Genomic DNA, 21,745 nt, shown 5'->3' with positions numbered 1-21,745 from the left:
CACCAACATATCTCATTGAGTATCCCGGACGCGGTTCATGCTGCAACTGAAAGACCTGAGTTTCCGTCGTGGCCCCAATCGGCTGCTCGAAGGGGCCACACTCACCATTTATCCAGGCCACAAGGTTGGTCTGGTCGGGGCCAACGGCTGCGGCAAGTCGAGCCTGTTTGCCTTACTGCGCGACGAGCTGCACGCTGATGCGGGCGAGGTCGCGATCCCGCCCGGCTGGGAGATCGCCCATGTCGCCCAGCACACCCCGGACACCGACCGCCCCGCGATCCAATTCGCGCTCGACGGTGATCGTGAACTGCGCCGACTCCAGTCCGAGCTGACGGAAGCCGAGACGGCCGGCGATGGTCTGCGCCAGGCTGAGCTGCACGGGCGGCTGGAGTCGATCGGCGCCTATGACGCCGAGAGCCGCGCCGCACGGCTGCTGCATGGTCTGGGATTTGCGCCCGGCGACGAGCAGCGTCCGGTCAACAGCTACTCGGGCGGTTGGCGCATGCGGCTGGCCCTGGCCCGCACCCTCATGTGCCGTTCGGATCTGCTGCTGCTCGACGAGCCGACCAACCATCTGGATCTCGATGCCGTCATCTGGCTCGAAGGCTGGCTCAAAGCCTATCCGGGCACCCTGCTGCTGATCTCGCACGACCGCGATTTTCTCGATGCCGTGGTCAGTCACACCCTGCATCTCGAACATCAGCATCTGACGCTCTACTCAGGCAACTACTCGGCCTTCGAGCGCCAGCGCGCTGAGCGCCTCGCCCAGCAGCAGGCGGCCTACACGCGCCAGCAGCGCGAAATCGCCCACATGCACAGCTTCGTCGAGCGTTTCCGCGCCAAGGCGACCAAGGCCCGTCAGGCCCAGAGCCGGCTCAAGGCACTCGAACGCATGGAGCTGATCGCCCCGGCCCATATCGACTCGCCCTTTCGTTTCGGCTTCGAGCCGGCGGAGAACCTGCCGCGCCCGCTGCTGCGGCTCGATGAGGCCGTAGCCGGCTATGGTGAGCGGCCGATTCTCGATGGCGTCGGCTTCAGTCTCGATCCCGGCGATCGCATCGGGCTGCTCGGGCGCAACGGCGCCGGCAAGTCGACGCTCATCAAGCTGCTGGCCGGCACCCTGCCCCTCCAGTCTGGACGCTGTGAGCGCGCCCAGGAGCTGCGCATTGGCTATTTCGCTCAGCATCAGCTCGATCAACTGCGCCCTGACGACAGTCCGCTCCTGCATCTGCGCCGACTTGACCCGGAGGCGACCGAGCAGACGCTCAGAAGCTATCTCGGTGGCTTCGGCTTCGCCGGTGATCGCGCCCTGGAGCCGGTCGCGCCGCTCTCGGGCGGCGAGAAGGCCCGCCTGGTGCTGGCGCTCATCATCCGCCAGCGGCCCAACCTGCTGCTCTTGGACGAACCGACCAACCATCTGGATCTCGACATGCGTCAGGCACTGGCCGAAGCGCTCCAGGAATTCGATGGGGCACTGGTGCTGGTCTCGCACGACCGCCATCTGCTGCGCGTCACCAGCGATGATCTGTGGCTGGTCGACGGTGGTTCGGTGCGTCCGTTCGACGGCGATCTTGACGACTATCCGGCCTGGCTGGCCGGACGCCAGCTTCAGGACGAGCAAAAGGGGGCGAGCAACACACGCGAGAGCGGCGGCGAACGCAAGCAGCAGCGCCGCCAGGCCGCCGAGGCACGCAAGGCGCTGCAACCGCTGCGCGCCCGTGAAAAGACCCTGGAGCGGCGGCTCACCGAGCTGGGCGGGCGCCGCACCGCACTGGAACAGGAACTGAGCGCGCCTGAACTCTACGAGCCGGCGGCCAAAGACCGTTTACTGACGCTCCTGGCCGAACAACGCCAGCTCCAGGCCGATCTGGATACAACCGAGACGGACTGGCTGGAGGTCTGCGAGGCGATCGAGCAATTCCAGGGCGCCGATGCCTGAGGATAGAGCGCCAATGTACGCACTCGCTCAGACCTGCAAGAGACTTGACTGGATCTGGATGTCGCCGCACTGGCGGCTGGCCCGCCGGGTTTTGACGCGCGCGGCGATGGTGCTCCTGATCATGACGCTGCTCTATGGGGTCTGGCCCTATAGCACGCTCTGGCGGCTGGAGCACGCCGTCGCTCAGAATGATCGCGTGACGCTCGCTGGATTGGTGGATCTGGACGCCGTGCGCGAGGAGATCGCCCGCCGGCTCAACAAGGACCAGGTCAGTCTCATCGAGGCGGTCTCAGACGCGTTTATTGAATGGCTGGAATCCGGCATTCGCCAGCATGGTGTCGAGGCGCTCCAGATTTTGGTGACGCTCGATTGGATCAGCGAACAGTTTGCGCGCATCCCGACCCATAGCCTGGGACTCTGGGCCTCGATCTCAGAGATTTTCTTCGAAGCGCCGAATGATGTGCGTATCCGTATTGATCGCACCCCGCTGGCGCCGCCACTGATCCTGAGACTCCAACTCGATGGACTCACCTGGCATGTCACCATGATCCACGACTGACAGATCTCATGAGCGTTCAACATAAAGCCTCCAACCAAGCGCGCCGGATCGTCGCCTCGCTGCTCGCCCCGACAGAGGTGCCCTTCAAGGACTATCTGAAGGCCACCGACTATTGCACGGCCATCATGCTTTACACTGATCGTCCGGCCGATCATGAATATATGGTGCAATGGCGCGCGGCCTTCGCCGCCCTGATGGTCTCTGGAGCCGACGAGCGTCAGCGCCTGCTCAAACGTCTGCGCGAGGATTTCAAACAGGGACACTCCCCCCTGCCCAGCCTTATGCCCGAGAACTGAAGCGACTTGCGACGCGCACGATTTGGCTTGCATTCACCCGCGCTCTGGACCCAAGCTAGCGCCACTCCTCGGTAATCCGGCCGAATCGAACGCCGCTCGCATGTGCCCTTCACTCCAGAACGACCACTCTTCACATAAGGATCTCAGTCGTATGTCTTCATCGACCAAGCTCATCAATAACTGCCCGAACGACTCGACCTTCGATCTGCCTCCCTTGTCGCTCGACTCCGAGGGGATCGCGCACGACTTCAAGCATTATTACGTCCATACCTTCGGGCGTGATCGCGATTGTCTGTCGGCGTATTACCCCTATCGGGCGCTGGCCACCACCCTGCGCGACCGGCTGATGGAACGCTGGAAGACGACTCGCCAGGCCTATGACGAGACCGGCTGCAAGCGTGCCTACTACCTGTCGCTGGAATTCCTGATGGGTCGGGCGCTGTCCAACGCTACCTTCAATCTGGATCTCGACGAGGCGGTGGCACGCGGTCTGCACACGCTGGGGCTGGAACTGGAGGAACTCGCCTCCATCGAACCCGACCCTGGGTTGGGCAACGGCGGTCTGGGTCGGCTCGCGGCCTGCTTCCTCGACTCCTGTGCCACGCTGCAACTGCCGGTGCGCGGCTATGGCTTGCGCTACGAATACGGCATGTTCCGCCAGATAATCGAGAACGGCGCTCAGGTCGAGGAACCGGACCACTGGATGCGTGAGGGCAACCCCTGGGAGATCGAGCGCCCCGAGTTCACCCAGCGCATCCAGTTCGGCGGTCGCACTGAGACCCATCGTGATCCGAGTGGCCGTATTCTCGTGAGCTGGGTCGACAGTCATGATGTGCTGGCTGTCCCTTATGATATCCCGGTTCCCGGCTATCGCAACGACACCGTCAACACGCTGCGATTGTGGAAGGCCGCCGCCACCGACGAGTTCGATCTCGACGAATTCAACGCCGGCAGCTACACCGAATCGGTCGCGCAGAAAAACGACGCCGAGCACATCACCATGGTGCTCTATCCCAACGACGCCAGCGAGAACGGCAAGGAACTGCGTCTGCGCCAGCAATACTTCCTGGCCAGCGCCAGTATCAAGGATGTGCTGCGCGACTGGATCCGGCTGCACGGGCCGGACTTCAGCCGTTTCGCTGATCTCAACTGCTTCCAGCTCAACGACACCCACCCGGCGGTGTCGGTGGCCGAACTCATGCGCCAGCTCATGGACGAGCATCATCTGGAATGGAAAGACGCCTGGGACATCACCCGCCGCACCATGGCCTATACCAACCACACGCTCCTGCCCGAGGCGCTGGAGCGCTGGCCGGTGCGGCTGTTCCGCCAGCTCCTGCCGCGCATCCTGGAAATCATCTTCGAGATCAACGCCCGCTTCCTCGCCGAGGTCGCGCTGCGCTGGCCGGGTGATCTCGATCGCCAGCGGCGCATGTCGCTGATCGAGGAAGGCTATGATCCGCAGGTACGGATGGCCTATCTGGCCATTGTCGGCAGTTTCTCGGTCAATGGCGTGGCCGCGCTGCACTCACAACTGCTGGTCGAGGGGTTGTTCCGCGACTTCAACGAACTCTGGCCGGAGAAGTTCAACAACAAGACCAATGGGGTCACGCCACGCCGCTGGCTGGCTATGTGCAACCCCGGTCTGCGCGATCTGCTCGACGAGACCATCGGCACCGGTTGGGGACGCGATCTGGAGCAGTTGTCACGTCTGGCGCCCTATGCCGAGGACAGCGCCTTCCGCACGCGCTGGCATGAGATCAAGCAGGCCAACAAGGCACGGCTGGCCGAGCAGATCAGCGCACTCTGCGGCGTCGAGTTTCCGCTGGAAGCCATGTTCGACGTCCAGGTCAAGCGCATCCATGAATACAAGCGCCAACTGCTCAATGTCCTGCACGTCGTCCATCTCTACAACCGCATCAAGCGCGGCGATACAGCCAACTGGACCCCGCGCTCGGTCCTGATCGGCGGCAAGGCCGCGCCCGGCTATGTGATGGCCAAGCAGATCATCAAGCTGATCAACAATGTCGCCCATGTCGTCAACATGGACCCGGCGACCGCCGGTCTGCTGCGTGTGGCCTTCGTGCCTGACTACCGGGTGTCGCTGATGGAGGTGATCGCCCCTGGAACCGATCTCTCGGAACAGATCTCGACGGCGGGTAAGGAGGCATCAGGCACTGGCAACATGAAGTTCATGATGAACGGCGCCGTGACCATCGGCACGCTCGATGGAGCCAATATCGAGATCCGCGAGCAGGTCGGCGAGGACCATTTCTTCCTGTTCGGTCTGACGGCGGCGGGCGTGGAATCAATGCGCGGTCACTATGACCCCAATGCCATCATCGCCAGCGATCGGGCGCTGATGGATGTCATGAACCTGCTCGAATCCGGGCACTTCAATCAGTTCGAGACTGGAGCCTTTGATTCGGTCATCCTGTCGATCCGCAATCCGCATGACCCCTGGATGACCGCCGCTGATTTCAGAAGCTATGTCGAGGCGCAGGAGCGTGCGGCCGCTGCCTATCGCGACCGCGAGCACTGGCTGCGCATGAGTATCCTCAACACGGCGCACAGCGGGCATTTTTCCTCGGATCGCACCATCGCCGAATACAACCGCGATATCTGGCATCTGGAAACCGTGGCGCCCAAATCGGCGGCTTGAGCACGTCCCTCCTCTCCCCTCTCCTGCGAGGGGAGAGGGACTACTCAGCGCGGCGGCGCCGAACCGCCCCGATTCGCCCGATCGAGGATGCTCAACTGACTGGCGATGGTCTCCACGCCCGGCATCTGCACGCCATGCCGCGCTGCCTCGCGTAGTGGGCGGCGGTACATGTACTCGATCTCCAGCGCGCGCTGGCCCAGAAAATCCAGCCGCATACTCGGCGCATAGGGCGCCATGCGCTCGGTGGTCGCCAGCAGTTTGGGGATGAAATCAGGATCGAAGGGGACACCGCAGGCCGCCGCGCCCGCGGCGACCTCGTACATCAGCCGCTCGGCCAGGGCGCGCGCCTCGGGATCGGCCATGATCGCGTCGGTATCCCGATCCAACAGCACCGACAGACCATTGAACGGGATGTTCCAGGCCAGCTTGCGCCAGCGCGCGGCGGGCAGCGAGGGCTGAACATCGGTCTCGATGCCGCCGGCACCAAAGGCCGCTTGCAGTCGTGGCAGCCAATCGCCCCCGCGTTCATCCAGCGCCGCCAGACTGACACGGCCATAGTCGAGATGGACGATATGCCCCGGCCCGACCTTGTTCGAGCACAGGAAGCACAGTCCAGCGATGACGGTCGCCTGGGGAAAGCGCGCCGCCAGTTCCTCCTCCAGCGTCAGACCGTTCTGCCAGTTCAGAATGACCGTGCCCTCCCCGATCAGCGGCGCGAGCAGCTCGGGCAACCGGGCATTCTGGGTGGTCTTGAGCGCGATGCAGACCACATCGCTCGGCGGGATCGGGTCCGAGTCGGCATAGACCGCGACCGGATGATGGTGCTGGTCGCCGAGCGGCGAGTCGACGCGCAGGCCATGCGCGCGAATCCAGTCGACATCGCTGTGCGCGATGAACTGCACGGTCGCGCCGCCCAGGAGCAGCCGGGAGCCATAGAAACCGCCGAGCGCGCCGGTACCCAGGATGGTCAAACTGAGAGCTGTCGAATCAGACATCTAACGGACTCCGGCTCGGTGCTCCGAGCGCCCCAAGCCTTCGGCCAGAAACGACACGACTAGTGAATTGAGCGATACGCCTTCGGCCCTGGCACGCAGGCTCAATTGGGCATGGAGTGTCTTAGGAACGCGCGCGACGAACTTTCCCGAAGCCACACCGCCGCTGTTAGGCGCGGGTGCGGTGAACCCCTTGGATTCCAGCGTGGCGATCGTGGCTTGGAGCGCGTCGCGGCCATTGGCGATGGCTTCCTCGATGCTCTCGCCATCGGCGATGCACTCCGAAAAATCCGGATAGGACACCAGAAACCCGCCCCCCTCTTCCGGGCTGAGCGGGCGAATCTCGAAAGGGTAGGCATTCAGGTCATTCACGGCTGGTCTCCGTCCAACAATTCCAGAAACTTCTTGACGTAGATCGGCTTGATCGGGCGACGCGCGGGCACGGGTAGCGTTCGGCCATCGGCGCGAATGAAGACACAGTGACTCGTTCCCTCCTGACGCCAATCGAGGGGGTTGCGACGCATGGCGGCCAAGAGTTTAGCGGCATTGCTCATGCGCCGAACGGTACTATATATAACATCAACACTCAATGAAGTCTTGCAGATGTGACGACCACGCCACTCAAACACTCGCGCACAGGATCCCGGCATTCCGACGCGCGATCGCCTGGAACGGACGGCTGACGGTCGGCTCGTCGGCGACACGCTCCCAGAAACGGACGGCGACCGGGTGGGCCACGGCCCAGGCGTCCCGCTGATCCGGACGCGGCACCGGCGACTGGAACTCCACGAGCGGCACTTCGCCGGTGCGTGTCGGTGCATAGCGCATCGGCAGCATGTCGTAGACGGGGGCCAGCGCCAGTCCGGGGACGAAGGCCAGATTGCCGTCGTGCATGTCGGTGTTGGCGATGAGTCGACCGAACCACCATAGACGGCGGATACGTTCGAGTTCCTCCAGGGAAAGCCAACCGCGCCGATGCAGGTCGACCGCCTTGACCGGCCAGGGTTCGGCCGCCAGTCCGATCAGGGCCGGATTGAGGCCAGCCAGGGTGCAGACCGGAGCGCGCCCATGGCGTCCGTGACGATCGAAACGCTCGACCTCCAGAAAGGTGCGTCCGCCCACCTGGACGATGTGACTGGTGGCCGTTGGCAGCGCCAGCCCATCCCGCAAGACCTCCAGGGCCAGATGCTCGGCAATGAGCAGGTCCGACCAGCACTGTACGGTCGGCGTTTCGTCGGCCCCGGAGAATTTGACGATCACTGACACCGGCCGACCGTCGGACTCGACCAGCGCCGTGAACTTCGGATATTCGCCGCCGGCCGACGAACCCGGCTCACCGAACGCCAAGGCGCGCTCGGCCAGCGCTGGATAGTCCTCGCGAGCGACAGATCGGCGCTGAGCGCGGGCTTCGAGTTCGGCTTCAAAGGCGGCCTCGCCGAGGATGAGATCACCTGGCTGGTCGTGCCCCAGCGTTGACAGCACATGCACGAGATCGGCGTCCGACCAGTCCGACAAGCGTTCGCTGACACCGAGCCGATGGGCATGACGATGCGCGAAATGTCGCCCGAGGAATCCCTGTGGCGCCATGTCGTAGAGCATGTACGGCAATCCCTCGAACCAACCGTCGCTCATGGCAGGATCGAGCGGCCAGGGGCAGTCGTCCTCCCACTCCAGGGCGCTGCCTTCAGGCTCGATCAGACTCAGCCAGCCGAGCAGATGGCCGGCGCCCGTGTCGTCGAGCCGATAGAGCGGAAGCGGCTCCAACCGCCCGCGCATCACGCGTCGTAGTGCATAGGACGAGCGTCGCGCCTGACCGAGACGCACCACCTCGCCCTCCAGACGGCGCACCCGGCGCAACAGGGTGGCACGGTCGATACCGCCCAGACGCCGGCACAGCTCGCGGGTCGAAACCGGCGGATTCTGTGTCAGCGCCTGACGGAGATCGGAGAGAGTCGACAAGACAGCCTCACTGCAACGATTTTTGCAACGATTCTAGCGTCCAAGTCGTTATGAAAACAGGCGCTTTTCACTCAGACGCTCAAAATGGCGCAACGCATCGCCGGTACCAATGCGCCGGCGGCCGATCAACCGCTCAGCGCCAGCCGACGCGCCGCGCCGAAATCCGTCTTGCCGCTGCCGAGCTTGGGTATAGCCTCGACACGCCGAACTTCGGCTGGGATGGTCAACGGATTGGCCCCGCTCGCCAGCATGGCGCGACGCAGACTCTCCGCTTCGATACCGGACTCGGACGCTGCAAGCAGGATGATCCGCTCGCCCTTGCGTTCGTCAGGCACATTGACTGCGACCAGTTCCAGCTCCGGCAACAGGAGCGCCTGCCGCACCGCGTCCTCAACGGCGCTCAGGCTGATCATCTCGCCGCCGAGCTTGGCGAAACGCGAATAGCGGTCGACGATGGTCAGGAAGCCGTCGGTATCGAGATGACCCTTGTCGCCGGTTTTGTACCAGCGCGTGCCGTCCAGCTCGACGATGGCCTCGGCGGTCTTCTCGGGCGCGCCCAGATAGCCCTTCATCACCTGCACCCCACCGATCAGGATCAGACCATCCGCACCGGGCGGCAATGTCTCCAGGGTCTCGGGATCGACGATGCGGAAACTGGTGCCGGGCAGCGGCATCCCGACCGTGCCCGAACGCGAGCCGGTCTGGACTTTCCAGGTCTCGGTCTCCAGTGCATCGGGGACGTTGACGCTAGCCACCGGCGTGGTCTCGGTGGCGCCATAGCCCTCCAGGATCTCCTTGTGGAACTTGAGCGCGAAGCCCTCGCGCACCTCGGGCGCCAGCCGCTCGGCCCCGGCGACCACGATCCGCAGCGACTGGAGCATCAGCGAATGCACCTTGGTATTGCGCACATAGAGGCGCAGAAAGGTCGAGGTCCCGCACAGCACGGTCGCGCGATAGCGGGCGATGGCCTTGGCGGTGCCGACCGCATCCGTGGGGTCAGGATGACAGACCATCGGCAGCCCTTCGAGCAACGGCATGAAGGTGGTTGCCGTCAACCCGAAGGCATGGAACAGCGGCAGATTGGCCAGCAGCACATCGTCGCGCTCCATATTGAGCACATCGGAAATCTGACGCACATTGGCGAGGATGTTGCGATGGGTCAGCTCAATGCCCTTGGGCGTGCCCTCGCTGCCACTGGAAAACAGGATCGCCGCTGTATCGTCCGCGCGGCCCGGACGTCCGAACAGTCGCCCAAGCGCTGAGGCCGGCAGCAGGCTCGCCAGCCCCATCACCCACAGGACTTCGAGACGCCAGATTTGGGCGCGAATGCTTTCCATCGGATGCAGGGTCACGCCCGGCAGGGCGCCGGCTGGATCGATCCCACGCTGTTCGAGCTTGCGCAGAAAGCGATCCGCAGTGATGACATGCCGCACTCCGGCCTGCTCGACCCCGGCCCGCAAGGCCTCGGCGCTGGCGGTGTAGTTGAGATTGACCACGGTCTTGCCCGCGACCAGCGCGGCCAGATTGGCAATGGCTCCGGCGCTGCTCGCCGGCATCAGGATCCCGACCGCCGACTCCGGCGCCAGCCGCCGGATGCGCCGTGCAAACAGCAGTACCGCCGTCAGTAGCCGCCGGTTGTTGAGCGTGGTTCCGACCGAATCGACGATGGCCAGTGCCTTGAGATCGCGCTTGGCGGTCGCCAGCCAGACGGCCGGCAGGGTCGGCAGGGTCTCGACATAGGCGCGCCAGGAACTCACCGACAGCTCGAACACCGCCTGCTTGACCTGCTCGGTGCTTGACGCCAGCGGCAGCGGCAACCCGAACGCGACGATCACCTCGCGCGCGCGCCCCTGACGACGGTTGGTGCGCAGCTTGTCGCTGGCATAGGAGAAGCGACTGCCCCAGAGTCCGCGCTGATAGAAGGGCAGGATGACGCCCGAGCTGGCCGCGCGCGCCGACAGCTCGAAGCCGCGTTTGAACTCCGAGAGCTGGCCGTTTTTGCTCAGCGTGCCCTCGGGGAACAGACACACCACCTCACCGGCGTCGATCAGGCGCGCGATGGTCTGGATCGCCTGGCGGCTGCTGGCGCGCGAAATCGGCACCACGCCGAAGAAGTCCAGGAACCAGCGCAGATACCAACGCTCGTAGATCCAGCGCTCCATCACGAAGCGCACCGGACGCGGACTGGCCAGTTGCACCATCGCCCAGTCGATCCAGCTCACATGGTTGCCGAGCATCAGCACCCCGCCCTGCGCCGGCATGTTCTTCAGTCCGATGACATTGAGCCGGTAGCGCGTGGCCATCAGGCGTCCGATCAAAAAGCGCAGCAGCGATTGCGGAAGCTGATAGGTGGTGTAAATCGCCCCGCCGAGCGCGATGACCGCCAGCGCCAGCATCACCGGCAGCCCGCCGACCTCGAACCAGGCCGCCAGCACCGTCAGCCCGAGGAAGCTCAGCATCACCACGTTCTGCACGAAGTTGTTGGCGGCCAGCACCCGTCCGAGCCCGGATTCACCAGCATTGAACTGGATGAGCGCGTTGAGCGGCACCAGGAAGAATCCGGCCAGCACGCCAAGTGCCAGGAAGTTGAGCGCATGCGCGCCGGTCGAGTCCAGTCCCGGCAGCAGGAACAGCGCCAGCGCGATGCCGATGGCGCCGATCGGAATCAGCCCGGTCTCGATATGACCGCGCGAGACGCGCCCGGCGATGATGGAGCCAAGGATGATGCCAACTCCCGAGCAGGCCAGCAGGCCCTGGATGACGATGGTGTTGGTCTCGCCCAGGGTCTCCTTGGCAAAGGCCGGAAAGGCGGCCAGGATCACCTGCGAGATGGCCCAGAAGATCGACAGCCCGACGATCGATAACCAGATGACCTGGTTGTCCCAAGCGGCGTGCAGATTGTCCCGCAGATAGCGCGCGCTGGCGTAGCGTCCCCAGTCGAAACGCAGCGCCCCGCCGGTGTTGAGGCACGGCAAACGGTAGGCGACGATGAGTTCCACGATCGAGCAGGCCACCAGCACCCAGCCGAGCGGCGCGATCAGGACGGTCACCTGATCGGGCGTCTCGAAGGTCGCGCCGGCGAGCCGGGTCTCGAACAGGATCGAGAACACGAAGATCCCGGCCAGGATCGCGGTGGTGGTGGTCGCCTGTACCCAGCCGTTGGCTGTGGTCAGCGCCTCCTTGCCGACCAGTTCCTTGATGTAGCCGTACTTGGCCGGCGAATAGAAGGCGCTCTGCGCCGCCAGCAGGAAGGTCATACCAAACGCCGGCCAGAACCAGCCGAGATGATAGAAGAGCGTAATACAGAGCGTCAGTGCCACGGCGACCCAGGCACTGGCGCGCATCACCCGGTTCTTCGGAAAGCGGTCGGCAATGAAGCCCGAGGGCGTGAACAGCATCACGAACGGCAACAGGATCAGCGCATTGACGATCGCCGTCAGCAGGATCTGCGCGTCGCCGTCATAAGTCTTGAACAGGGTGTTCTGGATGACGATCTTGTGCCCCAGATCCACAAAGGCATTGAGGAAGATCATCAGGATGTAGGGCAGGAACCCGGCGATGCGAAAGAGTTGACCCACGGTAGCCCCCATTGTGATTTGGACGGAATTCAGACCGGCGTCGCCGCCACACCCAGCGCCTCCAGATAGGACCGCGCGCTGTGCATCCATTCGTACTCGGCCACGGCGGCACGCAATTCCGATGCCGGGCGTGGCTGATCCAGTGTCTCCAGCATGGCCGCGGCCAGGGCCGCGACATCGCCCACCGGAACCAGCGGGCCATGACGCCCATCGGCCAGGATCTCGGATGGACCGCTCGGGCAGTCCGTGGAGATCGACGGCACACCCAGAGCCAGTGCTTCGGTGAGCACGTTCGGCGAGCCTTCCCAGGCCGATGAAAGCACGAACAGCGCCGCGCGCGCCAGATAGGCCGGAAGCTGGGGCTGGAATCCAGGCAGGGCCACATCGGCGCTCAGGCCCAGTTCGGTGATCAGTGTTTCCAGGCCAGCGCGTCCTCCGCCTTCCCCCAGGATCATCAGCCGACAGTCGCGGTTGGCCCGAACGCGGGCGAAGGCGCGGATCAGGGTCGGGAAGTCCTTTTGGCGCTGAAAGCGTCCAGCACCCAGGATGACCGGCGGCTGCCCAGGCGCCAGCCAGGGATGCGGACAGGGACCAGCGGCGGCCTCGTAGAGACTCGGCGTGATGACTGGGTTGCGGATGACCTGAATCCGCGTGCGCGGAATGCGGGCAATGCGCGCCGTGTCGTCGGCCACGCCCTCGGAGACGGCGACGATCCGGTCGAGCGCCGGATAGAGTCGGCGGATCGGCCCGTAGCGCAGCCAGCGTTCGATGGCGCGGCGCTCAGCCATGGCAGTCGAGAGATTGGTGCCGAGCCGCAGCACCAGCCGCGTATCGACGCCGCTCAGCGCGCGCGCCAGTACGGCCGCGCGGCCGGCGCGATCCTTGGCCGCCAGCAGGGCGCGCGGACGGCGCGTGCGCAGATAGTGCGCCAGTTCGGGCACCGCCAGCAGGGTCTGGCGCGCGCGCAGATCGCGACGCTCGACCCCGGCCGGCAGCTGCGCCAGATGCGGACTCTCAGCGCGTACCAGCACCAGATCGACCCGCTCGCCCAGCGCGACGAAGCCGTGCAGCAGATTGATCAGCATCCGCTCGACCCCGCCCGCGCCTGAGAAGGAGGCGAAGACGGCGATGGGGCGTTGATGCCGTGACGAGTCCTGACGAAGCATACGGTGGCCTGTGGCGAGTTTTCCACATGTCGCGTCTGTCCAAGAGACGCGCTATGCTCTCAAGTCAGGGCGCTATGTGGTGCTGGATTCAGATGAGACATCATAAACCACAGCCATCCTGCCGAACCTGGTTTGGCGTGAATGGCGTGCGAATCCAGCCTTTGGTCTAACCTTAAACCTTAGGGATCACCCGCTCCCGCGATTCATCGAAACCCATGTCTGGGTGTCTCACAACTAGGAGCCTTGTGATGGACAGAAACACGCTGACCGGGAGACTGCTTCCGATCGTCTTACTGGTCGCCACGGGTGCCGTGTCGGCGACCGAGGTTCTTCCGCAACAGAGCGCCGTCAATCAGGCGCCATCCGCCCCGGCCTCCATGCCCGGTGTAACAGCACAACAGCTCACAAGCCGCGTGGGCCGCAACCCATCGTCTGCGGCCACCACGCTCACGCTCACCACGGAGGAGCGCGAGCAGCTGGACGAGGAGGCAACAGCGGCCGGCGCCTCGGGCAAGCCGTTCAAGGTGGGTGCTGTCAAGCCTGTTGCCATCAACATCGATCTCAGGCCCATCGACGTCATGGCAATGGGCGATCAGACCTATTCATTTGCCGATGGGCTGGTGCGCCGTACAGAGGGTGAACTCCACTGGACGATTCGACTTGATACAACCGACTCGGCTGGGACGCGCCTGCTGCTGGATAACATCCAGCTGCCGGACGGCGCCAAGATCCACGTCTACAACGACGCCGGCGATCTGCACAGCTATTCCAATGTCGGTGAACGTCTGTGGACACATAGCTTCACAGGTGAGCAGCTCTATCTCCAGGTCGAGGTCGCGGAAGCGGACTCGGACGACGTGCGCTTCAGTATCGCCTCGGCCATGCTGCGTCATCCGCTGCCGCGCGAACTCTGCCCGAACAATGCGCCCTGTGTCGAGGATGCCTCCTGCTTCAACCTCACCGACTGGCCGGAGATCGACAAGGCACGCAAGGCTGTGGCCTACATCAACTTTATCGATGACGGCTGGGGCTATGCCTGTAGCGGTGGACTGCTCGCCGATACCGACCCAGACACCATCATTCCGTATTTTTTGACGGCCAATCACTGTGTCAGCAATCCCGATGTGGCGGCGACGGTCGAGGCCTGGTTCGATTATCGCACCCCACAGTGTCACAGCGTTTGTCAGCCCGTGCCTCCGGGCACCTTCAGCACACTGGGCGCGACCCTGATCCAGCACTCGGCTGTCGACGATCACAGCCTGCTGGTGCTCGACGAACAGCCGCCTGAGGATGCCTGGTATCTGGGTTGGACCAGTACGCCTGTCGCCTGGTCCGATGGCGCCACGCTGTTCCGGCTGAGTCATCCGCAAGGCTCGCCGCAGGCTTTCTCGACGCAGCGTGTGGATGCCGGTACCGATCCGACGCAATATTGCGGCGTTACGAGCATGCCGCGCGGGGCCTATATTTTCAGCCGCAATGCCATTGGGGCCACAGAACCGGGCAGCAGCGGTGCTCCCGTAATGACGGCTTCGGGGCAGGTCGTCGGTCAGTTGTTTGGTATCTGTGGCTACAACATCGGTGATGTCTGTGATTCGGTCAGCAACGTCATCGCCGATGGTGCCTTTGCCAATTACTTCCATCGCCTGAGTCCCTGGCTCGATCCCAATGAGAACAGCTTGCCGCTGAGTGTGCAAAAGGTCGGCGGCGGGGATGGGCGTGTTACGGCCACCGACATCCAGATGAGCGACGAAGCGGAGCAAGAGGCGGCCCCCGCACCCCCGGCAGGCCCCGTGCAATCGCAGCCTGAGTGGCCCTGGCAGGCACGGTTGTCGGTCAGCACCTGGCGGCTCAATGGCGACTGGACCTGCGGCGGTTCGGTGGTGCATCCCAACTGGATTCTGACGGCGGCGCATTGTGTGGTCGATGACGTGGACGAGCGCTTTACGACGGTGGCCGCTTCCACGATCGAGGTGCGGACCGGCTCCAGCCGTCCCGATTGCGGCGGTCAGGTGTCCAAGGTCAAGCGCGTCGTCAAGCATCCCGAGTTCGATCCTTTCACGGGTAACAACGATATCGCGCTACTCGAACTCAAGAGCCCGGTGTGGGCCGAGCCGATTCGGCCCGTTACCTGTGAGCGCGAGGAGTTGCTCGCCTGTATCAATACGCGCGGCGCGATCACGGGTTGGGATGCGGAAGAGATGTGCGGCTATACCGTGACCGTGCTCGATGGTCAGGAGGCGACCATCGTGAACCCCAGCGAATGCCGCACGGCCTATGGTCAGGACAGCATTACCAACAACATGCTGTGCGCCAGCTCGACGCCCAGCAACGGCGCCTGTCAGTTGCAGGATGGCAGTCCGCTGGCGGTGAGCAATCAGCGCGGCGGCTATGTGCAGGCGGGGATCGTCAGTCGGAGCAATCCCAATACCGGCCTCATCAACAGAAATGCCGATGGTGATCGGGTCAACAGCTGCACCAGCGTTCCTACGCAGGCTGTCTATACGCGCCTGGCCAACTATGTTGACTGGATGGAAACGACAACTGGGATGGATTTCAGCTCTGATGTCGGACCGGGCGTGATCGACTGCGGTGGTGTCTGCGTCGGCCAATACGCCAAGGACTCGCGCGTGACCCTGACCGCTCTGCCGGATTATGGCTCGTTCTTCGACGGCTGGCAGGGCGCCTGTAGCAGCAAGGACAGCACCTGTGAGGTCAGCATGACCCAGGCTCAGAACGTCAAGGCGCTGTTCAGACCCATGCAGCCACGTTCGCTCTGCGCGGCTTGCACGCCCTGACTTGCTGCGCATCAGCATCGCCATATTCGTCGGTAGGCGTCTGCGCGTGCGAGGATTTTGCGAGGCGCGACAATAACGAGACTCGCCGCTCAGAATCGATTTATGACGCATAAAAAACCGCCCCCGATGTGCTCCTGGGGCGGTTTTATTTTGGGGCCGGATCACGGAAAGCTGTCCGGCCAAGCTCGAAACACGCGCTTATGGCGTATAGGGATTCGGGCGGTTCAGATAATCCTCATAAGCATCGGTGTCGATGGTGCTGGGCGGCAATTGGGAACCGTGCCAAGTAAAGTTGTAGGGGCTGGTATAAACGCTGGGAACAGCGACTTCACTACCGTATTGGCTACAAGCACACACTGCATTTGTAAGCCAATAGTTACATGTTTCTGTCGCAGCTTCTCCTTCGCCTTCTGTTGTACATGCCTCTTGACAACCAGGTTGAACACCTGGAACACAAGAATCTGTAACGGCATTAATACAAAGAATATCACCACTTTCACATTGATTAGATGGAATCATGCAATCATTGCCCCCATTGGAACAACCGCAAGAACCCACGAACCCACCGGAATCAAGAGCACTCACAAAGCTATAAGAAGCACAGGGCGCTGTAAAAAGCCTTATGTGTCCGATTCTCACGAAATAATAACCAGGATCCCTCAATCCAATTCGATAAGCCTCCGAATCTCTAGGATAAACACCATCACCTTCCTCAGTAGTGCAAAACTCAAAAGCGTCTGTCGCCGGGTCGTCACACTGATAAAGATTAGTATTAAAAGCCAAAAGAGGCCTAACTTGATCAGGCGCAACACCACTTTCTAAGGCGTTTGCAGATGGTTGATCAAACACCTGAACAAACCAGTCGCCGAGACCACACTGGTCTTTTGAGCAAAAAGTCAGCGTTACAATTTCATTGCCTTTACTTTCGTAAACAAACCAGTCAGCTTCCCCTTGCCCCCATCTAGATGTAATGATGGCATTTCCATCATCATCTGTTTGGCCTGTATCAACTGGATAGGTTCCTTCGAAAGTTAAGTTAATCAAGCCATACATACTAACGCCATTTGCTAATGGATTAGCACGGCTCGGCACATCATTCGGCTCAACCTCCGCATCAAAGAAACCAACAACAGGCTGATTATTGACAAGCGGAGAATCCTGCACCACAGTGGCAACCGAATAGGGATAAGCGGTCACATTACAAAATTCACCGCAAATCAGACGATCGTCCACTGGCTTGACGACGATGTAATAAGTGCCAGCTAGACCTGCCGTGATGCTATAGGTCATGGAGTAATAGGTTTCACGATCCTGGTCATACGAATCGATAGCACCCATGACATTCGTGTTGTAGTTCGCAAAAATATTTCCAGCCGCATCCCGCACCGATATATTCCAAACGGCTGGAAGCCCTTCCAGCAGGTTGACACCGCTGATCCAATACGGAACCGAGAATGTCACCAGGATATTCTGGTTAGGCGCCGTAGTCTCAGTATAGAACCAGTCTTGATCGGCTTGACCATAAAGCTGGCCCCAGAAATTGACACCCTGCGCAAGCGGATCGGCGGCAATGAAGTTATCGTTCGGCTCGGTCTCGCCATAGCTGGCCGCCGGAATCACCGAAGCAAGCGTGACACCAAACTGCAACGGATCCGCGACGCAGCTACGAATCCCGAAGTCATGTCCGGCTTGATGACCAAGATTCCAGCCGTTCGACTCACCCGTGCTGTAGCCCAAAGAATAACCATCAGCATAGCTGGCTTCACGATCGGCCTGACAGGTCTCGTCAGCGGGATAGCTACCGAGCGTAGCCGCGTTCACCGCCAGAGGTAGCAGGAGCGCAAGTCCCGCCATAGAGTGCATCAACGATTTCATAAATCCTCCGCCTGGAAACCCACGACCTCGGTCGCAGGAGGAATGGCCGCTGCGACTGCGCAGCTAACGCAAACACGCCTAGTCGTCGGCCTTCCACCGATCGAGCATCGAAGCGCGGCCCGTCAGGGCTGAATGTTCGATTTGCACATACTCGGGACATGCAAACCTGATTCCCTGACACCACAGTGTCGTATTCAAGCCGCCGCGATCCTGGATTTGCATCATGGCCGACGATCGGCTAGCTTGGCGTGCTGTCTGCGATTCTGATGGAGAAGCCGCACAGCTCGCCCATGTCCCTGGAACGCAACTCTGAGTGTCGCAGACGCTCGACACTGAAGTGTATCCCAACCTCCAGCGCGATCAAGTCATCCACGCCTTCAAATGAGCGATTCTTTTTGGTGATTCGTGTCCAGCCCCCGTGAATCCGCCCCGCGCGATCCAGCACCAGACGCCGCCCCACGCCTCCGAGCCTCGGACGTCCTGGTCCTGATCCCTGCCTACAACGAGGCGGCGACCGTCGGCGCCATCGTGCGCGAGGTGCGACAGCGTTGGGGCTATCCGGTGGTCGTGATCGACGACTGTAGCACCGATGACACAGCCGAGATCGCCCGCGCCGCCGGCGCGACCCTGCTTCCACTGCCACTGCAACTGGGCGCCTGGGGCGCGCTCCAGACCGGACTGCGCTACGCCGAACGCAACGGCTACCAACTGGCCGTCACGCTCGATGCCGACGGTCAGCACGAACCGGCCCACATCGGCACCCTCGTCACCCCCGTGCTCGCCGGCCAAGCCAACGTCGTGATCGGCGCCTTCCCCGCCCGCGCCAGTCCAGCCCGACGTCTCGCCTGGCGCTATTTCCGCTGGCTGACCGGACTCGACCTGGAAGACATCACCTCCGGCTTTCGCGCCTATGACACGCGCTCCATCCACCTGCTGGCCTCACGCGAAGCCACCCTGCTCGACTATCAGGATGTCGGCGTGCTCCTGACCCTGCACCGGCACGGTCTGCGCGTGATCGAGGAACCCGTACCCATGCAGCCGCGCCTCCAGGGCGTCTCCAGGGTGTTCAAATCCTGGTGGACGGTGGGAAACTATATGCTTCAGACCAGCCTGCTCTGTCTGGCGCGCGTCGGCCACGGTCGATCGCGGGGCTGACCGGCAGACTCAGACTCGCCAGGATAGGTTCATCGCGCAATGACATACCAAATGACCTCGATGATGATCGGGCTGGCGCTCGCCGGCGTGATCCTGTGGCTGGTGCGCCGCGATCATCTGCACGGCCCCTACGCGGTCTGGTGGATCGGCGCGGCGGCCACCGTCACGGTGCTGGGATTTTTCCCGCGCATCTTCGACAGCATCGGCGGCTATCTGGGCGTCAGCTATCCACCCATGCTGGCGATGGTGCTGGGATTCGCCATGCTGCTGATCAAGATCCTGACCATGGATCTGGAACGCTCGCGCCAGGAGCGCCAGATCCGGCGGCTGGCCCAGCGGCTGGCCATGCTGGAGGCGCGCGGACCGCTGACTGACGAGGCCGCGCCGCTGGCTTCCCCCCCAAGACCCGCCGACAGCGATGCCGGTTGAAGATGCGCGTCCTGCACATCGGTAAATATTTCCCCCCCTTCGCCGGCGGCATGGAGCATTTTCTCGCCGACCTGCTGCCGGCGCTCAACGCGCAGGGCGTCGAGGCCGCCGCACTCGTGCATCATGAGCGCTCCGGTTGGCGCGGAGCGCGGCCCACCGCGCCCGACGACCCGCCGGTCTATCGCGCACCGACCTACGGGCGACTGCTCTATGCCCCGATCAGCCCAGCCTTTCCGCGCTGGATCGACCGGCTCATCGGCGAGTTCAAGCCCGACCTGCTGCATCTGCATCTGCCCAACACCTCAGCGTTCTGGGCGCTGGCCCTGCCTGCGGCGCGCCGTCTGCCCTGGGTGGTGCACTGGCACTCGGACGTGGTCGCCTCGACGCTCGACCGGCGTCTGAGTCTGGCCTACGGTCTGTATCGACCCTTCGAGCAGCGTCTGCTGGCGCGCGCTCAGCAGATCATCGCCACCTCGCCGCCCTATCTGGAATCCAGCCCCGCGCTGGCACCCTGGCGTGAGCGTTGTGTTGTCATTCCGCTGGGCCTGGACCCAGCGCGTATTCCCGATCCCGATGCAACGAGCCGCGCCCAGGCCGAGGCGTTGTGGAAGGCGGTCACCCCGTCACAGGGACACGCCCGACGACCGTGGCGGATCCTCGCCATCGGGCGTCTGACCTATTACAAAGGGCATGAGGTGCTGATCCGGGCAGCGGTCGAGTTGCCCGAGGCCGGCGTGCTCATCGTCGGCGCGGGCGACCTGGCCGACTCACTGCGCGGGTCGATCGATGCACTTGGATTGACCGGGCGCGTCCGTCTCGCCGGCCATCAACCCGGCCCGGTCCTGAACGCCCTGCTGGCCAGTTGCGATCTGCTCTGTCTGCCTTCGATCGAGCGCACCGAGGCGTTTGGACTGGTGCAGCTGGAAGCCATGCGCTTTGGCAAGCCGGTGGTGGTCAGCGATATTCCCGGCTCGGGGACCGGCTGGGTGGTGCACCAAGCGGGCAATGGTCTGACGGTGCCGCCTGGCGATCCAGGCGCTCTAGCCACCGCCATTGATGGACTCAGACGCGATCCAGAGCAAGCGCAACGACTCGGTCAGACCGGCGCCCGAGCGTTGGAGACGCGCTTTAGCATCGCGCGCATTGCCGAGCAGATCGCGCAACTTTATACCGAGCACGATCCTCGACACCTGAACCCACGGTCGCCTCAAGATCGCCACAGCGCGACACTGTCTGGGGAAGGACGCTGAACCCCGTTATCGAACTGGTCCGTGGCCTAGCCGCCTGGATGGTCTTCACGGCTCATGCCGCCCATCTGCTCACGCCTGATCCAGCCTTTTTGAAGTTCCTCTGGACCGGGGTTGATCTGTTCTTCGTGATCAGCGGCTTCGTATTCGCCCCGCTGTTGCTGTCAGGCGGTTTTGCGATTCGGGCCTATGCGATCCGGCGCGTCTTTCGTCTCTATCCGCTCTATCTGGTTTCGCTGCCGCTGTATTACCTGATCGCACCTGAGTCGGCCGAAAAATTCGTCTATCTGCTCAAGCATCTGCTCTTTCTCGGCACCACCAGCGGCGCACACGAAGCCTTCTTTTTCAATCCGGCCTATTGGAGCCTGCCGGTCGAGGTCGAATACTATCTGCTGCTGCCGTTGCTGGCGCGACTCGTCGCCGGCCGGTTTTGGGTCGTGCTAGGGCTGTTCGCGATCTTTTGCTGCCTGCGTTTCGGGATTGTGCTGGGAGCCACGCCCTTCGCGGTCCCGGAACCGAACTGGCTGGCCATTCTGCGGGTTCATCTGCCCGGCATCCTGATCGAGTTCCTGGTCGGTGTCTTCGTTTATGTGGCGCATCAGCACTGGCTTGGCTCAGCGCAGCGTTCGCAGGCACTACTCGCCGGCTTGATGGGGCTGGTACTCTGGCTAGCCCTGGGACTCTTCTTTGCGCGACATGGCGATCAGGGGATCGGCGTCCATCTGTGGCTGAAAGCCTATTTCAGCCTGCTGTGCGCCATTGGCTATGGTCTGATGCTGTTTGGACTGCTCGGTCTGATGCGCTGTGAGGATGGGTGGTGTCGGATGTCGGCCTTTTTCTTAGGCAACCTGAGTTATGGCGTCTACCTCTTCCATATCCTGGTACTGAGGCTCTATGCGCAGTCGGGCCTGTCGCTGCCCGGCGTCGTGGCCTTCATCGCCTGCGCGCTCAGTGTGCTGGCACTGGCCATGCTAGGGCATCACCTGGTCGAGCATCCAGCGCGCACCTTCGGCCGACGGCTGGCGTCACGCTATGCGCCGGTGCGCCGCGACAGCCGTTAGACGATTTCCGAACAAGAACCGCCCCGCGTGTA

At 62.8% G+C, this 21,745-nt stretch carries 16 protein-coding genes; 9 read left to right on the top strand and 7 right to left on the bottom strand.

The genetic code is table 11. The features are described 5' to 3' along the window. Window positions 1-37: 37 nt before the first annotated feature. The 4 genes from GJ668_RS00570 (at window position 38) to GJ668_RS00555 (ending at window position 5,456) form a co-directional block, all read left to right on the top strand. A complete protein-coding gene (locus GJ668_RS00570) occupies window positions 38-1,939 on the top strand; it encodes an ATP-binding cassette domain-containing protein (RefSeq protein WP_155448164.1) in 1,902 nt (633 codons plus the stop codon). Between the two features lie 13 nt (window positions 1,940-1,952). Further along, window positions 1,953-2,498 (top strand): DUF2939 domain-containing protein, encoded by a 546-nt coding sequence (locus GJ668_RS00565; RefSeq protein WP_186342803.1) that lies wholly within the window; start codon window positions 1,953-1,955, stop codon window positions 2,496-2,498. An 8-nt stretch (window positions 2,499-2,506) separates the two neighbouring features. Further along, complete coding sequence (locus GJ668_RS00560) at window positions 2,507-2,794, top strand: hypothetical protein (RefSeq protein ID WP_155448162.1); 288 nt, start codon at window positions 2,507-2,509, stop codon at window positions 2,792-2,794. Window positions 2,795-2,945: 151 nt separating this feature from the next. Then, a complete protein-coding gene (locus GJ668_RS00555) occupies window positions 2,946-5,456 on the top strand; it encodes a glycogen/starch/alpha-glucan phosphorylase (protein ID WP_155448161.1) in 2,511 nt (836 codons plus the stop codon). 44 nt (window positions 5,457-5,500) lie between these two features. Here GJ668_RS00555 and GJ668_RS00550 read toward each other — a convergent pair whose 3' ends face one another. The 6 genes from GJ668_RS00550 to GJ668_RS00525 all read right to left on the bottom strand — a co-directional run bounded on the left by GJ668_RS00550 (window position 5,501) and on the right by GJ668_RS00525 (window position 13,151). After that, window positions 5,501-6,451 carry a 2-dehydropantoate 2-reductase gene (locus tag GJ668_RS00550; protein WP_155448160.1) on the bottom strand — a complete coding sequence of 317 codons (951 nt, stop codon included), beginning with the start codon at window positions 6,449-6,451 and terminating at the stop codon, window positions 5,501-5,503. Then, on the bottom strand, window positions 6,452-6,820 hold the full coding sequence (locus GJ668_RS00545; protein WP_186342802.1) for a toxin-antitoxin system HicB family antitoxin: 369 nt from the start codon (window positions 6,818-6,820) through the stop codon (window positions 6,452-6,454). Then, a complete protein-coding gene (locus GJ668_RS00540; RefSeq protein ID WP_155448159.1) occupies window positions 6,817-7,002 on the bottom strand; it encodes a hypothetical protein in 186 nt (61 codons plus the stop codon). Before GJ668_RS00540 ends, GJ668_RS00545 begins: the two co-directional genes overlap by 4 nt. A gap of 67 nt (window positions 7,003-7,069) precedes the next feature. Beyond that, window positions 7,070-8,407 carry a type II toxin-antitoxin system HipA family toxin YjjJ gene (gene yjjJ / locus GJ668_RS00535; protein WP_155448158.1) on the bottom strand — a complete coding sequence of 446 codons (1,338 nt, stop codon included), beginning with the start codon at window positions 8,405-8,407 and terminating at the stop codon, window positions 7,070-7,072. Window positions 8,408-8,532: 125 nt separating this feature from the next. Beyond that, entirely contained in the window at window positions 8,533-11,985 is a 3,453-nt protein-coding gene (locus GJ668_RS00530) for an acyl-[ACP]--phospholipid O-acyltransferase (protein WP_186342801.1), read from the bottom strand. A 29-nt stretch (window positions 11,986-12,014) separates the two neighbouring features. Further along, window positions 12,015-13,151, bottom strand: coding sequence for a glycosyltransferase (locus GJ668_RS00525; protein WP_155448156.1), 1,137 nt, complete (start codon window positions 13,149-13,151; stop codon window positions 12,015-12,017). A gap of 248 nt (window positions 13,152-13,399) precedes the next feature. Between GJ668_RS00525 and GJ668_RS00520 the strand changes: the two genes are divergently transcribed. Next, window positions 13,400-15,946, top strand: a complete 2,547-nt coding sequence (locus GJ668_RS00520) for a trypsin-like serine protease (protein ID WP_186342800.1) — start codon at window positions 13,400-13,402, stop codon at window positions 15,944-15,946. 198 nt (window positions 15,947-16,144) lie between these two features. Here GJ668_RS00520 and GJ668_RS00515 read toward each other — a convergent pair whose 3' ends face one another. After that, window positions 16,145-17,821, bottom strand: coding sequence for a hypothetical protein (locus GJ668_RS00515; RefSeq protein WP_155448154.1), 1,677 nt, complete (start codon window positions 17,819-17,821; stop codon window positions 16,145-16,147). 405 nt (window positions 17,822-18,226) lie between these two features. Here GJ668_RS00515 and GJ668_RS00510 point away from each other — a divergent pair, with 405 nt between their 5' ends. The 4 genes from GJ668_RS00510 to GJ668_RS00495 are packed head-to-tail and all read left to right on the top strand — an operon-like array spanning window position 18,227 to window position 21,713. Then, window positions 18,227-18,976 (top strand): glycosyltransferase family 2 protein, encoded by a 750-nt coding sequence (locus GJ668_RS00510; protein ID WP_343032153.1) that lies wholly within the window; start codon window positions 18,227-18,229, stop codon window positions 18,974-18,976. Between the two features lie 39 nt (window positions 18,977-19,015). After that, window positions 19,016-19,405, top strand: coding sequence for a DUF2304 domain-containing protein (locus GJ668_RS00505; protein WP_155448153.1), 390 nt, complete (start codon window positions 19,016-19,018; stop codon window positions 19,403-19,405). 2 nt (window positions 19,406-19,407) lie between these two features. After that, complete coding sequence (locus GJ668_RS00500) at window positions 19,408-20,655, top strand: glycosyltransferase (RefSeq protein WP_155448311.1); 1,248 nt, start codon at window positions 19,408-19,410, stop codon at window positions 20,653-20,655. Beyond that, a complete protein-coding gene (locus GJ668_RS00495) occupies window positions 20,652-21,713 on the top strand; it encodes an acyltransferase family protein (protein ID WP_343032159.1) in 1,062 nt (353 codons plus the stop codon). The genes GJ668_RS00500 and GJ668_RS00495 overlap by 4 nt, the downstream gene beginning before the upstream one ends. Window positions 21,714-21,745 lie beyond the last annotated feature (32 nt).

It is taken from the genome of Allochromatium palmeri (genome assembly GCF_009720725.1).
GTDB classification, from domain to species: domain Bacteria; phylum Pseudomonadota; class Gammaproteobacteria; order Chromatiales; family Chromatiaceae; genus Thermochromatium; species Thermochromatium palmeri.
The sequence above is the reverse complement of the archived record's forward strand: the minus strand, read 5'-3'. Positions and strand labels throughout refer to the sequence as shown.